General features: G+C 70.2%; 13 protein-coding genes. 4 read left to right on the top strand and 9 right to left on the bottom strand.

Annotation, left to right across the window (positions count from 1 at the left end; genetic code table 11):
- Window positions 1-96: 96 nt before the first annotated feature.
- The 5 genes from AB0J91_RS10800 to AB0J91_RS10780 are packed head-to-tail and all read right to left on the bottom strand — an operon-like array spanning window position 97 to window position 3,924.
- Window positions 97-861 (bottom strand): HAD-IIA family hydrolase, encoded by a 765-nt coding sequence (locus tag AB0J91_RS10800; protein ID WP_363866525.1) that lies wholly within the window; start codon window positions 859-861, stop codon window positions 97-99.
- Window positions 862-887: 26 nt separating this feature from the next.
- A complete protein-coding gene (locus AB0J91_RS10795) occupies window positions 888-1,979 on the bottom strand; it encodes an ATP-binding cassette domain-containing protein (RefSeq protein WP_363866499.1) in 1,092 nt (363 codons plus the stop codon).
- Window positions 1,976-2,770, bottom strand: a complete 795-nt coding sequence (locus AB0J91_RS10790) for an ABC transporter permease (protein WP_210973757.1) — start codon at window positions 2,768-2,770, stop codon at window positions 1,976-1,978. The genes AB0J91_RS10795 and AB0J91_RS10790 overlap by 4 nt, the downstream gene beginning before the upstream one ends.
- Window positions 2,767-3,522 (bottom strand): molybdate ABC transporter substrate-binding protein, encoded by a 756-nt coding sequence (gene modA, locus AB0J91_RS10785; RefSeq protein WP_363866495.1) that lies wholly within the window; start codon window positions 3,520-3,522, stop codon window positions 2,767-2,769. The genes AB0J91_RS10790 and modA overlap by 4 nt, the downstream gene beginning before the upstream one ends.
- Window positions 3,523-3,924 carry a TOBE domain-containing protein gene (locus tag AB0J91_RS10780; protein ID WP_363793251.1) on the bottom strand — a complete coding sequence of 134 codons (402 nt, stop codon included), beginning with the start codon at window positions 3,922-3,924 and terminating at the stop codon, window positions 3,523-3,525. It abuts the gene before it with no gap.
- Between the two features lie 160 nt (window positions 3,925-4,084).
- On the opposite strand from AB0J91_RS10780, the gene moaA reads away from it, so the two are divergent.
- The 3 genes from moaA (at window position 4,085) to AB0J91_RS10765 (ending at window position 6,790) form a co-directional block, all read left to right on the top strand.
- Entirely contained in the window at window positions 4,085-5,143 is a 1,059-nt protein-coding gene (gene moaA / locus AB0J91_RS10775) for a GTP 3',8-cyclase MoaA (RefSeq protein ID WP_363866492.1), read from the top strand.
- Window positions 5,144-5,148: 5 nt separating this feature from the next.
- Window positions 5,149-5,457: a MoaD/ThiS family protein gene (locus tag AB0J91_RS10770; protein ID WP_363793255.1), complete on the top strand. Its 309-nt coding sequence runs from the start codon at window positions 5,149-5,151 to the stop codon at window positions 5,455-5,457.
- 733 nt (window positions 5,458-6,190) lie between these two features.
- Window positions 6,191-6,790: a transglycosylase family protein gene (locus AB0J91_RS10765; protein WP_363866489.1), complete on the top strand. Its 600-nt coding sequence runs from the start codon at window positions 6,191-6,193 to the stop codon at window positions 6,788-6,790.
- 351 nt (window positions 6,791-7,141) lie between these two features.
- Here the strand turns inward: AB0J91_RS10765 and AB0J91_RS10760 are convergent, their stop codons facing one another.
- The 4 genes from AB0J91_RS10760 to AB0J91_RS10745 all read right to left on the bottom strand — a co-directional run bounded on the left by AB0J91_RS10760 (window position 7,142) and on the right by AB0J91_RS10745 (window position 10,653).
- Window positions 7,142-8,068 (bottom strand): molybdenum cofactor biosynthesis protein MoaE, encoded by a 927-nt coding sequence (locus AB0J91_RS10760; RefSeq protein ID WP_363866486.1) that lies wholly within the window; start codon window positions 8,066-8,068, stop codon window positions 7,142-7,144.
- A 52-nt stretch (window positions 8,069-8,120) separates the two neighbouring features.
- Window positions 8,121-8,606: a cyclic pyranopterin monophosphate synthase MoaC gene (gene moaC / locus AB0J91_RS10755; protein WP_363793261.1), complete on the bottom strand. Its 486-nt coding sequence runs from the start codon at window positions 8,604-8,606 to the stop codon at window positions 8,121-8,123.
- A 140-nt stretch (window positions 8,607-8,746) separates the two neighbouring features.
- Entirely contained in the window at window positions 8,747-10,201 is a 1,455-nt protein-coding gene (locus AB0J91_RS10750) for an NAD-dependent malic enzyme (protein ID WP_363866483.1), read from the bottom strand.
- Window positions 10,202-10,467: 266 nt separating this feature from the next.
- Window positions 10,468-10,653, bottom strand: coding sequence for a hypothetical protein (locus AB0J91_RS10745; RefSeq protein ID WP_363793265.1), 186 nt, complete (start codon window positions 10,651-10,653; stop codon window positions 10,468-10,470).
- Between the two features lie 341 nt (window positions 10,654-10,994).
- Between AB0J91_RS10745 and AB0J91_RS10740 the strand changes: the two genes are divergently transcribed.
- Window positions 10,995-13,247: a helicase-associated domain-containing protein gene (locus AB0J91_RS10740; RefSeq protein WP_363866480.1), complete on the top strand. Its 2,253-nt coding sequence runs from the start codon at window positions 10,995-10,997 to the stop codon at window positions 13,245-13,247.
- The last annotated feature ends 78 nt before the right edge of the window (window positions 13,248-13,325 follow it).

Here is a 13,325-nt window from a genome sequence, read left to right as displayed (position 1 = left end):
GCCATCGCCCCTCGAACTTCCCGCGAAGTTCGAGGGGCGATGGCCGGGTGGGTGGCTCGGGAATCACGTGCGGAGGTGATCCCCGAGGTCGTCCCGTCAGGCGTTGAAGGGGTCGGTGACGTGGTCCCGGAGATCTGCGATGGAGCGGACGACCTTGGTGGGGCGGTACGGGAAGAGCTCCGCCGTGTCCTCGTCGGAGATGCCGGAGAGGACGAGGATCGTCTGCAGCCCGGACTCCAGGCCCGAGCGGACGTCGGTGTCCATCCGGTCGCCGATCATCAGCGTGTTCTCCGAGTGCACGCCCAGGTGGCGCAGCGCGGAACGCATCATCAGCGGGTTGGGCTTGCCCACGTAGTACGGGGCGCGGCCGGTGACCCGCTCGATCAGGGCGGCCACGGCGCCGGTGGCGGGCAGCGTGCCCTCGCGGCTCGGACCCTTCTCGTCCGGGTTGGTGGCGATGAACCGGGCACCGTTCTCCACCAGCCGGATGGCCTTGGTGATGGCCTCGAAGCTGTAGGTGCGGGTCTCGCCCAGGATCACGTAGTCGGGATCCCGGTCGGTGAGCACGTAGCCGATGTTGTGCAGCGCGGTGGTCAACCCGGATTCGCCGACCACGAAGGCCGAGCCGCCGGGCCGCTGCTGCTCCAGGAACTGCGCCGTGGCCAGCGCGGACGTCCAGATCGCCTCCTCCGGGATGTCCAGCCCGCTGCGCAGTAGCCGGGCCCGCAGGTCCCGTGGTGTGTAGATCGAGTTGTTGGTGAAGACCATGAACGGGATGCCGTGCTCCCGAAGAGCGGCCACGAACTCGTCCGCGCCGGGCACCATGTGCTCCTCGTGGACCAGCACGCCGTCCATGTCCATCAGGTACGTCCAGGTGGATGGCTCAGTCACGCCCCCGATGATCCTCCGGATACCGGGTGAATGGCCACCTCGGTCGCCTTGATCACGAACCAGACGTCCTCACCTGCGGAAATCCCGAGCTCCGCGACCGCTGCCGGGGTGACGTCGGCGGACATCCCGACCCCCGAGGGGCCCGTGGCGCGCACCCGGACCACGTCGCCGCGCGGTTCCAGGGCCGTGACGCGCACCGGCAGCGCGTTGCGCGGACTGCCGTGCGGGCGCTGCCGGTGCACCGCCACGGCCGACGGCGCGAACACCGCGCCAGCCGGTTCCCGGGACTCCAGCTCCTCGACCACCCGGCCGCTGATGATCTCCTCGCCGATCAGCACTCCGCCGTCGATCGCCGTGCCGGTCAGCAGGTTGAGACCGGCGAGGCGTGCGGTGAACGCCTCACGCGGACGCGACAGCACCTCGCTGGTCGGCCCCTGCTCGACGACGCGACCGTCCTGCAGCACCAGCAGGCGGTCGGCCAGCACGACGGCGTCGAGCACGTCGTGGGTGACCAGCACCGTCGGCATCTCCTGACGCCGCAGCACCTGGTGCAGCAGTCCGCGCATGGCCGGAGCCGCGTCGACGTCGAGGGCCGCCAGCGGCTCGTCGAGCATCAGCAACCCGGGTTCGCCGGCCAGCGCGCGAGCCAGCGCGACCCGCTGCGCCTGTCCTCCGGACAGCCGCGCCGGACGGCGTCCGCCCAGGTCGGCCACATCGGTCTCGGCCAGCCAGCGCGCGGCGATCTCCCGCGCCCGCGCCTTGCTCGTGCCCGCGGCGCGCGGGCCGAAGGCGACGTTGTCGCGCGCGGTGAGGTTGGGGAACAGCAGCGCCTGCTGGGCGAGCAGCCCGACTCCGCGCCGGTGCGTGGGGACGTTGATGCGGCGTGCGGTGTCCAGCCAGGCCGTCCCGCCCAGTTCGACCACGCCGCGATCGGGCACCAGCTGCCCGGCCAGCACCGACAGCAGCGTCGACTTCCCGGCTCCGTTCGGACCGAGCACCGCCAGCACCTCGCCGGGCGCCACCGCGAATTCCGCGCGCAGCGAGAACTCCGCGCGGTGCAGTTCGACGTCCACCCGCAGGCCGCTCACAACCGTCCCTCCACTGCCCTCGGCCTGGCGATCACGATCACCAGCAGGGCCACCACGACCAGCAACAACGACATCGCCACCGCAGCGTCCACATCGGACTGGGCGGTGGTGTAGATGGCCAGCGGCAGGGTCCGGGTGCTGCCCTGCAGGCTGCCCGCGAAGGTGATCGTCGCGCCGAACTCGCCGAGCGCGCGGGCGAAGGTCAGCACCAGGCTCGACCCCAGCGCCGGGAGCAGCAGCGGCAGCGTCACGCGCCGGAAGGCCAGCCACGGACCGGCTCCCAGCGTCGCGGCGACCTGCTCGTAGCGTCCGCCCGCCGTGCGCAACGCGCCTTCGAGACCGACCACCAGAAAGGGCATCGCGACGAAGGTTTGGGACAGCACGACCGCGGCCGTGGTGTAGGGCAACCGGATTCCGGCGACCGCGAGCACACCGCCGAGCGGCCCGGTCCGGCCCAGCAGGTACAGCAGCGCCAGCCCGCCGACCACCGGCGGCAGCACCAGCGGCAGCAGCACCAGCGCGCGGACCACCCGCATTCCGGGCAGCGTGGAACGCGCCAGCACCACGGCCAGCGGCACCCCCAGCAACGCAGCCAGGGCGGTCGCGATCAACCCGGTGATCACCGACAACCGCAGCGCGTCCAGCGCTGCCGGGCTCAGCAGCAGTCCCGGCAGCCGGGCCGGTTCGACGCGGGTGAGCAGTCCGGCGACCGGCAGCACCACCAGCGCCAGCGCGAGCACCGCAGGCACCCACAGCACTGCGGGGACCTGCGGTGGATGACGCCTGATCATGGAACGTCGAAACCGTGCGCGCCGAGCACCTCGCGGCCCGCGGGCCCGCGCACGAACGAGACGAACTCGTTCGCCAGCTGCGCCTGCTGCGAGTCCCCGATGGTGGCGATCGGGTAGTTGTTGACCGCCTGCCGTGCCTCCGGGAAGTCTATCGCCTGCACCCGGTCTCCCGCGGCCTTGGCATCGGTGACGTAGACCAGGCCCGCGTCGGCCTCGCCCGCGACGACCTTCTGCAGCACCTGCTTGACGTCGTTCTCCTCGCTGACCGGCCGCAACCCGACGTGGGCGGCCTCGGCGACCTGCTGGGTGGCGGCGCCGCAGGGCACCTGCGGGGCGCAGACGACCAACTTCTTGTCCGCGAGGTCGGCGAGCGAGGTCACGTGCGCGGGGTTGCCGGGCGGGACCACGATGGTCAGCCGGTTGGTGGCGAAGCTCTGCGGCGGCGAGACCAGGTCGGCGACCTTCAACATGTTCTTGTCGTCGGCGGAGGCGAACACGTCGGCCGGTCGGCCCTGCTTGATCTGCTCGGCCAGCGTCGACGAACCCTGGTAGTCGAACTGGACCGCGACGTCGGGGTGCTCGGCGGTGAACCGCTTGCCCAGCTCGTCGAAGGACTCGGTCAGCGAGGCCGCCGCCAGCACCGTCACCGTGCGCTGCTGCGCGGGGGCCTGCCGGCCGGATTCGGCCTGCCCGCAACCGGCCAGCAGGGTCAGCGCGAGCATCCCGCCCGCGATCATCTTGAGCTTCGACATTCAGCCCTCTCCCGGTGTCTCCACCACGACGTTGGTCGACTTGACCACGGCCACCGCCAGCGAACCGGGCACCAGCCCGAGCTCGCGCACCGCCTCGGTGCTCATCAGCGACACCACGCGGTGAGGTCCGCACTGGATCTCCACCTGCGACATCACCTTGTCCGAGACGATCTCGGTCACCAGCCCGACCCAGCGGTTGCGCGCCGAGCGCCCGACGGCCGACGGGTCCGGTGCGGACCTGGCCTGGTGGCGGGTGAACTCGGCGAGCGCGGCTCCGTCGACGACCAGCCGTCCGGCTGCGTCGCGCTCCGCGGGTAACTGCCCGCCGTCGACCCAGCGGCGAACGGTGTCGTCGCTGACGCCGAGCAGCGAGGCCGACTCTGCGATCCGATATTGCGGCACGGCCAGAACAATACTTCCGCAGGTGCGGGAAAACCAGGCGTTCCGAACCGCGAACCAGGATCGTCAACCCCTGCCGCACCGCAGTTGACCAGCGATCTCGCACCGTCCGAATTGACGCTCGCGATCGAAAAGCGTCGGTCCGAGGAGATAGGGTCGAGTTGTGAACGCGGTGGACTTGGGAATTCCGTTCGTGCGCCGCACGATCGACTCCTCCGAACGGCCGGACACGCCGTACCTGGTGGATCGCTTCGGTCGGGTGGCGACGGATCTGCGCGTCTCCCTGATCGACAAGTGCAACCTGCGCTGCACCTACTGCATGCCCGCCGAAGGGCTGCCCTGGCTCAAGCGCGACGAAATGCTCGACACCGACGAGATGAACCGGCTGATCCGCATCGCGGTCGAAGAGCTCGGCGTCACCACGGTCCGCTTCACGGGCGGTGAACCGCTGCTGCGGCAGGACCTGGTCGACGTCATCGCGGCCACCTCGTCGCTGCCCAGCCAGCCCACGACCTCGCTGACCACCAACGGCATCAACCTCGGCGGCTTCGCCGAGAAGCTGGTGACGGCCGGGCTCAACCGGGTCAACGTCTCGCTGGACACCTTGGACCGAGCGGTGTTCAAGGAGCTGACCAGGCGCGACCGCATGCAGGACGTGCTCGACGGGCTCGCCGCCGCCAAGACGATGAAGCTGGAGCCGGTCAAGGTCAACGCCGTGCTGATGCGCGGGATCAACGACCACGAGGCACCCGAACTGCTGCGGTACTGCATCGAGCGCGGCTACCAGCTGCGGTTCATCGAGCAGATGCCGCTGGACGCGCAGCACGGCTGGGAGCGCTCCGCGATGATCACCGCGGACGAGATCCTGGAGATGCTGGGCAAGGAGTTCACCCTCACCCCGGACGTCGCCGAGCGCGGCTCGGCACCGGCCGAGCGCTGGCTGGTCGACGGCGGCCCGGCCACGGTGGGCGTGATCGCCTCGGTGACGCGGCCGTTCTGCGCGGCGTGCGACCGCACGCGGTTGACCGCGGACGGACAGCTACGCTCGTGCCTGTTCTCGACGACGGAGACGGACCTGCGCGGCCCCATGCGCGAAGGCGCCACCGACGCCGAGCTGATCCGGCTGTGGCAGGGCGAGATGTGGGCCAAGGCCGCAGGTCACGGGATGGACTCCGGTGAGTTCGCCCAACCATCAAGGCCGATGAGCGCAATCGGGGGTTAGCGGAGATGACCGCGGTGTCGGAGCAGAGCGCCGGTCCGGCGAGGAGTTCGGTGTCGGTGCAGGTCCGGTATTTCGCAGGCGCTCGCGCCGCGGCCGGCGTCCGCGAGGAGACGGTGCGGCTGAACCGCCCGGACGGTGCGGCTCCGACCGTCTCCGACGCCATCGCGGCGGCGCTGAACCAGCACGACGAGAAGCTGGCCAAGGTGCTGCCGGCGTGCAGCTTCCTCCTCGACGGCGTGGCCGTGCGCGACCGCAGCACGCGCATTCCCGGCGACGCCACCCTCGACGTCCTGCCGCCGTTCGCGGGCGGCTGAACCGGCCGCTGAGGGCAGTGCACTGTGTCCTCTGCGCGCGTGCGGGTGCGCGAATACAACATTCCCTGGCGTGTCGTACAGCCTCGTTCAGGTGACTTCTCAGTTGATTTTTCCCTCATTCGATCTTGCTTTTCAGCGCGCCTCCCGAGCCCGACGCTCGACCGCCTGAGGGCCACCCGATCTAGCGACTGGACCACTCACGCTCCGTGATTCCATGAACACGAATCGCGTTCGCGCTCGGCCGTCCGCGTCCCCACACCCCGGCGTGATCCACGCCCGCTCGACAGTTGGTAACCGCGTGACAGGGGTTCCCCAGTGGGAGCATCGTGGTGACCCAAGCCTCACTTACGGTGATCGATATCAGCCCGGAAACGGTCCGATAACGACGCTCTGATCAGCGAAAATGATCGGGATCGCCACCCGTTTCGCCGGTGTTACTGTGACCAGCGTCACATAGTCCATGATTTCCGATCTTCGGATTGGTTACGTAGTGTCGCTCCTCGGTCGGCCCCGAACCGATCAGCAAGGAACTCGAGAGCCCGTGGCGCCGAACCTGTCCAGCGGGCTCTCACCCCGAAAACGAAACAGAACCGGACAGGAACGAGGGACGTCTCAGGGCCCCCCGAAAGCCCCGAGGCGCCGCCGGCTCCCCCGAGACCGGCGGGCGTGGACCCGGCTCCACCCGAAGGAGCCAGACCAGGGTTCGACCCGAGGCGCGGCAGGAGAGAGGGACATGTCCAGTTACAAGGGCAAGCACCGCAAGCCTTCGAGTACCAAGCGCAACTTCGCCCGGATCGCCGTTGCCGGCGCTGTGGTCGCCACCCCGATCGCGATCGCCGCACCCGCCAACGCCGCGGACTGGGACGCTCTGGCCAAGTGCGAGAGCAGCGGCGACTGGAGCGCCAGCACCGGCAACGGCTTCTACGGCGGCCTCCAGTTCACCCCGTCGACCTGGTCCGCGTACGGCGGCACCGAATACGCCAGCAGCGCCCACAACGCCACGCGCGAACAGCAGATCGCGGTCGCGGAGAAGGTTCTCGCCTCCCAGGGCAAGAACGCGTGGCCGGGCTGCAGCGCGAAGCTGAACTGGACCAGCGGCTCGACCAAGTCGAGCACCAAGACCGAGACCACGCCCAAGAAGAAGACCACGACCACCAAGACCAAGTCCACGGTCAAGGCGGACGGCGCGGACTACACCGTCAAGGCGGGCGACACCCTGGGCAAGATCGCCCAGCAGTTCGGCGTGAACTACCAGGACATCGCAGCCAAGAACTCGAGCGTGATCAGCGACCCGAACCTCATCTTCCCGGGTCAGCAGCTCGACGTGAAGTAAGACCTGCACGGTCAGGGATCCCCCAACGCTGACCGGCAAGGAAGCACGCGCCGTCTCCCCCGACACGGCACGTGCTCCGCCAGAGAAACCCCCTCCACCGCAATGCCCCCAAGCGGTGGAGGGGGTTTCTTGCTGAAAACCCGAGAACGTCAGGCAACCGGCGAAGCCGGTTTCTCACTACCCCACCTGATCAACCGGCACCGCCGCGGGTTCTGACACGTCTTCTGGGGAGGACAGCCGTAGCGCCGCGTATCCGTTAATACTCAAGTCTCGGATCCCGGAGCCAGAAGGCGTGTCAGGTTCCGCTACCCGCACCGCTGAGCACAACGACCACGGAGCAGTTCCAGAAGATCAAGGACAGTTGACCCATTCTTCTGTGTTGTCGTCGAAGACCTGGCGCTTCCAGATGGGCAGCCGGCGCTTGACCTCGTCGACGAGTTCGGAGCAGGCGTTGAACGCCTGCTTGCGGTGCTCCGCCGCGACCGCGCAGCCGAGCGCGACGTCGCCGATCTTGAGCATGCCGACGCGGTGCGAGACCGCGATGGCTCGAACGCCTTCGAACCGCCCGGCGATGTCGTCGGCGACCTCCTGGATCACGTCCTGGGCGATGGGGTGCCCGGTGTACTCCAGCTCCAGCACTCCCCGGCCGCCGTCGTGGTCTCGCACGACGCCGCCGAAGGTCACCACGGCCCCGGCCGCGTTGTGCTCCACCGACCGGGCCAGCGACTCGACGTCGATGTGCTCGTCGACGACGTCGGCCCGCAGCACCCCGGCGGGGGTGTGCGCCGGTGCGGTCGCCGATCCGGGGTGGTCGCCGCCGTGGAGCTGATCGACCGCGTGGTCCAGGACGCCTTCCAGCACGCCGAGGCCGTCCTTGACCCCGCCGGTGGAGCCCGGGAGGTTCACGATCAGCGTGCGACCGCTGACCCCGGCCAGGCCTCGGGAGAGGACGGCGGTGGGGACCTCGGGCAGTCCGGCGGCGCGGATGGCGTCCGCGAGACCCGGGATCTGGTGGTCGAGGACCTGCCCGGTGACCTCAGGAGTGCGGTCGGTGGGGTTGATGCCGGTGCCACCGGTGGTGATCACGACGTCCACCTCGGCGTTGACGGCGGTGCGCAGCTGATCGCCGACCGGGTCGCCGTCGGGCACCACGAACGGCTCGGGGGTCTCGTAGCCGCGGTCGCGCAGCCACTTCACGATCACCGGACCGGTGCGGTCCTCGTAGATCCCGGCGGCGGCGCGGTTGGACGCGGCGACGACTCGCGCGGTCCTCGTCATGGAGACCTCCCGTGAATGGCCCGGTTCTGGTGCAACGACGGCGAGCGGCGGATTAGTCCGCGTCGGTGCGCTCCCAGAGACCGGTCTTGCCGCCTTCCTTGCGCTCGACGCGGACGGCGTCGAGCACGGCGCCGGGATCGACGGCCTTGATCATGTCGTGCAGCGCGAGCCCGGCGACGGCGACCGCGGTCAGCGCCTCCATCTCGACACCGGTGCGGTCGGTGGTCTTGACGGCGGCGGTGATCCGGACTTCGGTGTCGCCGAGTTCGAGCTCGACCTTGGCGCCGGAGATGGCGATGGGGTGGCACAGCGGGATGAGGTCAGGGGTGCGCTTGGCGCCCATGATCCCGGCGAGCCGGGCTGTGGCGATGGCGTCGCCCTTGGGCAAGCCGTCACGGCGCAGCAGCGCGATCACCTCGGCCGTCGTGCGCACGACTCCACTGGCCACGGCCCTGCGGGCGGTGGCGTCCTTCTCGGACACGTCGACCATGCGCGCGGCACCGGCCGCGTCGACGTGGGTGAGCTCATCCTGCGCCATGCCGAAAGCCTAGAGGACCGCCGTCCCCGGCCGAGTGGAGGGAAGGCGCAACGGGGGCGCGATCACCGTCGTGATCACGCCCCCCGGAGACGGCGATGTCGAGTCCCGCACCGCCAAGCGGCGCAGTTCCTCAGCAGCTCCTAGAAGTCGAGGTCTTCGGCCATGCTCCACGGCATGGACGAGCCGCCCCGGGAGGCGGTCTCGGCGGGTTTGGCCGCCAGCGCCGCCTTCTTGACGGCGTCCGCGACGGCCGGTGCGACCGCGTTGTCGAAGACGCTGGGGACGATGAACGAGGCGTTGAGGCGCTCGCCGTCGACGACGTCGGCGATGGCGTTGGACGCCGCGAGCATCATGTCGTCGGTGATCTCGCGGGCGTGCGCGTCGAGCAGTCCGCGGAAGACGCCTGGGAAGGCCAGCACGTTGTTGATCTGGTTCGGGTAGTCGCTGCGCCCGGTGGCCACGATGGTGGCGTGCTGCTGGGCCTCCAGCGGGTCGATCTCCGGGTCCGGGTTGGCCAGCGCGAACACGATCGCGTCGGAGTTCATGCTCGCCACGTCGTCGGCGGAGAGCAGGTTGGGCGCCGAGACGCCGATGAACACGTCGGCCTCGCGCACCGCGTCGGACAGCGTGCCGGTGCGGCCCTCGTTGTTGGTGGTGGAGGCGATGTTGCGCAGGTTCTCGTCGGCGTCACCGCGCCCGGTGTGCACGATGCCGTTGATGTCGACGGCGATGATGTCGGCGGGCTTCTTGTTCTGCAGCAACCGGATGATCGCCGAACCCGCGGCGCCGACACCGCAGACCACGATGCGGCAGTCGGCGATGTCCTTGTTCACCACGCGCAGGGCGTTGCGCAGCGCGCCGAGCACGACGATGGCGGTGCCGTGCTGGTCGTCGTGGAAGACGGGGATGTTCAGCTTCTCGCGCAGCCGCGCCTCGATCTCGAAGCAGCGCGGAGCGGCGATGTCCTCGAGGTTGATGCCGCCGTAGACGGGAGCGATCAGCTCGACGGCGCGGATGATCTCCTCGGTGTCCTGGGTGTCCAGGCAGACCGGCCAGGCGTTGACGCCGGCGAACTTCTTGAACAGCGCCGCCTTGCCCTCCATGACCGGCAGCGCGGCCTCCGGGCCGATGTTGCCCAGGCCGAGCACGGCGGAGCCGTCGGTGACCACGGCGACGGCGTTGCGCTTGACGGTGAGGCGGCGGGCGTCGTCGGGGTTCTCGGCGATCGCGGTGCACACGCGGGCGACGCCCGGGGTGTAGGCGCGGGAGAGGTCATCGCGGTTGGTGAGCGCGACGCGGGAGTTGACCTCGATCTTGCCGCCGAGGTGGACCAGGAAGGTCCGGTCGGAGACCTTGCGGACGCGCACGCCGGGCAGCGCTTCGAGGGTCTCGGTGACCTCGCCGGCGTGGTCGGCCGACAGCGCGTTGCAGGTGATGTCGACGACGATGCGGTCAGCGTGCGACTCGACCACGTCGAATGCCGTGATCACACCGCCCGCGCGCCCGATGGCGCTCGTCAGATCGCCCGCGGCGGTCGTCGACGGCGGAGCCTCGACGCGCACGGTGATCGAGTAACCAGGACCTGGAACCGGCATTGGCACACCCCTGTCGAGCGAACGGCTATGGACGTGGGTGCCGTCCTCCGGCGGCCTGACCGCCGAAGCAGATCGCCTCCCCGGCACGCAAGCCATTCTGACCCGCTAAGCGACCGGAACTTCACCCAGCACGAAAAAGCCTAAAACTTTCCCGACTGTGAGCTAGATCCGGTGGGTTACTCGTGAGTCAGTATTGACACGCCGCGTTCGCCGGGGACCGGTTTCGACGCCGAACCGGCCCCCGGCCGGTCCGGCGACAGGGGGCCTCACTTGTTGATGACCGTGACCGGGTGCTCGTACGGAACCGCGTCGTCGTTCAGCGGGAACGTGGTGTCCCCGAACGGCGACAGGGCGCCCTGCTTGTCGGCCACCAGCTCGCTGACCGGGTGCTCTCCGGCACCGGCCTGCGGCCAGGTCGGGTCGATACGGTCCTTCTTGGTCTTGCCGGCCACGTCGTCCTCCTGTGCATTCCGGCTACGGGCAACTCCAGTTTGCCGGATCGGGGCGATCGAACTCACCCAAGGGTGTCGCAGCTTGCACCTCTCCTCCCCTGCGCAACGCGGGACCCACCACCCCAGGACGCGGCGTGCCCGGATTTCCACTGAAGTCCGGCACCAGATTTCCACTGAAGTCCGGCACCAGATTTCCACTGAAGTCCGGGACCGGGTTTCCACTGACATCGGGGACCGGGTTTCCACTGAAATCCGGTCGCTCCCGGTGGGGGCGTGGTTGGGAGGGGTGGTGCGCGGCTAGCGCGGGGGGTTGGGGACGACTACTGGGTATCGTGGGCGTGATGCCTCCAGTGGGAAATTGGCTCCGCGACCGCGGCGACGAGCAGCTCGTCGCTCTGCTGCGCGCGCGCCCGGACCTGGCGACGCCGCCGCCCGCCGACCTGTCCGTGCTCGGCTCCCGGGTCGCGCAGCGATCATCGGTCGCCCGCGCCTGCGAGGAGTTGGACTCCTTCGCGTTGAGCGTGATGGAGGCGCTGGTCCTGCTCGACGCCGACAAGCAGCCCGTCGGGCTGGACGCGGTGACCGACCTGCTCGGCAGCGAGGTCACGGTGCAGCGGGTCCGCCGGACGGTGAACGCGCTGCGCGACCTGGCGCTGGTGTGGGGCGACGACGACTCGCTGGAGATCGCGGGCACCGCTCGCGAGGTGCTGCCGACGTTCCCCGGGGGCTTGGGGCGACCGGCCGACGACCTGACAGAGGTGACCGCCAAGGCGGCCCTGGCCGAGCTGGACGAGGAGGAGCGGCGGCTGGTCGGCAAGCTCGCCGACGGCTCCCCCATCGGACGCACCAAGGACGCGTCCGCGCACGTGCCGCTGGAACGCGCGACGAACCCGGTCCAGCGGCTGCTGGCCAGGGGGCTGCTGCTGCGCCGCGACACCGAGACCGTGGAACTGCCCCGGCAGCTGGCGCTCGCGGTGCGCGGGGATCAGCCAATGGGCCGGATCGAACCCGAGGAACCCGCCCCGGAGCTCACCCAGACCGACCGCGAGCGGGTGGACAGCACCGCGGGTGGCGCCGCGCTGGAACTGCTGCGGCACGTCGAGGAACTGCTGCTCGCGTGGGAGACCGATCCGCCGGACGTGCTGCGCTCGGGCGGGGTCGGCATCCGCGACGTGCGCCGCACCGCCAAGACCCTGGAGGTCGACGAGCAGCACATGTCGCTGCTGGTGGAGGTGGCCGTCGCCGCAGGTCTGCTGGACCGCACCGAGGACGCCGAACCGCGCTGGCTGCCGACGATCTCCTCCGACACCTGGCTGGCCTCCCCCGTCGAGCACCGCTGGGCCGTGCTGGCCGCCGCGTGGCTGGAACTCCCCCGGCTGCCGGGGCTCACCGGTGCCCGCGATGAGAAGGACCGGCTGATCGGGCCGCTGTCGGACGAGCTGAGCCGCCCGCTGGCGCCGAAGGACCGCCGCCGCATCCTCGACTACCTCGACGAACTCCCCGGCGGTTGCGGGGCCCGCCCGGACGACGTGGCCACCGTGCTCGCCTGGCGCGCGCCCCGGCACGCCGGTCGGCTGCGCGACGACCTGGTGCGCTGGACGCTGTCCGAGGCGACCGCGCTCGGCGTCGTCGCGCTGGACGCGATGACCACCGCCGGTCGCGCGCTGCTGTTCGACGGCCCGGCCGAGGCCGGCCACCGGCTCCGCGAGGTGCTGCCGGATCCGCTGGATCACGTGCTGGTGCAGGCGGATCTGACGGTCGTCGCGCCGGGACGGCTGGAACCGGATCTGGCGGCGGAGATGAAGCTCGTCGCCGACGTCGAGTCCGCGGGCAGCGCCACCGTCTACCGGGTCGGCGAGGGCAGCGTGCGCCGGGCGCTGGACGCCGGCTACACGGCCGACGACCTGCACGCGCTGTTCCGGGACCGGTCGAAGACGCCCATCCCGCAGGCGTTGACGTACCTGATCGACGACGTGTCGCGCCGCCACGGCAAGCTCCGAGCCGGAACCGCCGCAGCCTTCCTGCGCTGCGACGATCCGGTCGTGCTTGCCGAGGTGCTGGCGACTCCGGCGAGCGAGGAGCTGGAGCTGCGGCGCATCGCTCCGACCGTGCTGATCAGCCCGCTGCCCCTGGCGGACCTGGTGGACGGGCTGCGCTCGGCCGGTTTCGCACCGGTGGCGGAGGGCCCCGACGGCAACGTGCTGGACCTGCGCGCGAGCGGGCGCCGCACGCGCGGCAAGACCCGGCAGCGCACGTCCTACGGGCCGCCGGTGCCCAGCGCGGAGCAGCTGGGATCGATGGTGACGCAGCTGCGCGCCAACGACATCGCCGGTTCGGCCCGGCGGGGCCGCGCGGTGGTGCCGGAGCGCGGGCGACCGAGCGCCGAGGCGACGCTGGCGCTGCTGCGCGACGCGGCGGCCGAGAAGCGCAGCGTGTGGCTGGGTTTCGTGGACACCCACGGCGTCCGCAGCCAGCACGTCGTGCGCCCGGTCAGCGTCGGCGGAGGCGTCCTCCAAGGAGTCGACGCGGCCAACGACGAGCTCGGCAACTTCCCCCTGCACCGCATCACATCAGTCGCCCTGGTCGAGGACTGAGTCAGAAGGAACCAAAAACCCAAGCGGCGCAGCCGCTTTCTCTTCGCCCCACCCTCACAACCGGCACCGCCGCGAGTT

Origin of the sequence: Saccharopolyspora sp. NPDC049357, assembly GCF_040677225.1 — a bacterium.
Classification (GTDB): domain Bacteria; phylum Actinomycetota; class Actinomycetes; order Mycobacteriales; family Pseudonocardiaceae; genus Saccharopolyspora.
Note: the sequence above shows the minus strand (reverse complement) of the source record. Positions and strands in the feature narration are given on the sequence as shown.

What these genes read in the sequence shown, in the direction of transcription:
- modA (WP_363866495.1), bottom strand. Translation starts at nt 3,522, where the DNA reads ATGTCGAAGCTCAAGATGATCGCGGGCGGGATGCTCGCGCTGACCCTG.
- AB0J91_RS10760 (WP_363866486.1), bottom strand. Translation starts at nt 8,068, where the DNA reads ATGACGAGGACCGCGCGAGTCGTCGCCGCGTCCAACCGCGCCGCCGCC.
- AB0J91_RS10765 (WP_363866489.1), top strand. Translation starts at nt 6,191, where the DNA reads ATGTCCAGTTACAAGGGCAAGCACCGCAAGCCTTCGAGTACCAAGCGC.
- moaC (WP_363793261.1), bottom strand. Translation starts at nt 8,606, where the DNA reads ATGGCGCAGGATGAGCTCACCCACGTCGACGCGGCCGGTGCCGCGCGC.
- AB0J91_RS10740 (WP_363866480.1), top strand. Translation starts at nt 10,995, where the DNA reads ATGCCTCCAGTGGGAAATTGGCTCCGCGACCGCGGCGACGAGCAGCTC.
- AB0J91_RS10790 (WP_210973757.1), bottom strand. Translation starts at nt 2,770, where the DNA reads ATGATCAGGCGTCATCCACCGCAGGTCCCCGCAGTGCTGTGGGTGCCT.
- AB0J91_RS10750 (WP_363866483.1), bottom strand. Translation starts at nt 10,201, where the DNA reads ATGCCGGTTCCAGGTCCTGGTTACTCGATCACCGTGCGCGTCGAGGCT.
- AB0J91_RS10800 (WP_363866525.1), bottom strand. Translation starts at nt 861, where the DNA reads ATGGACATGGACGGCGTGCTGGTCCACGAGGAGCACATGGTGCCCGGC.
- AB0J91_RS10770 (WP_363793255.1), top strand. Translation starts at nt 5,149, where the DNA reads ATGACCGCGGTGTCGGAGCAGAGCGCCGGTCCGGCGAGGAGTTCGGTG.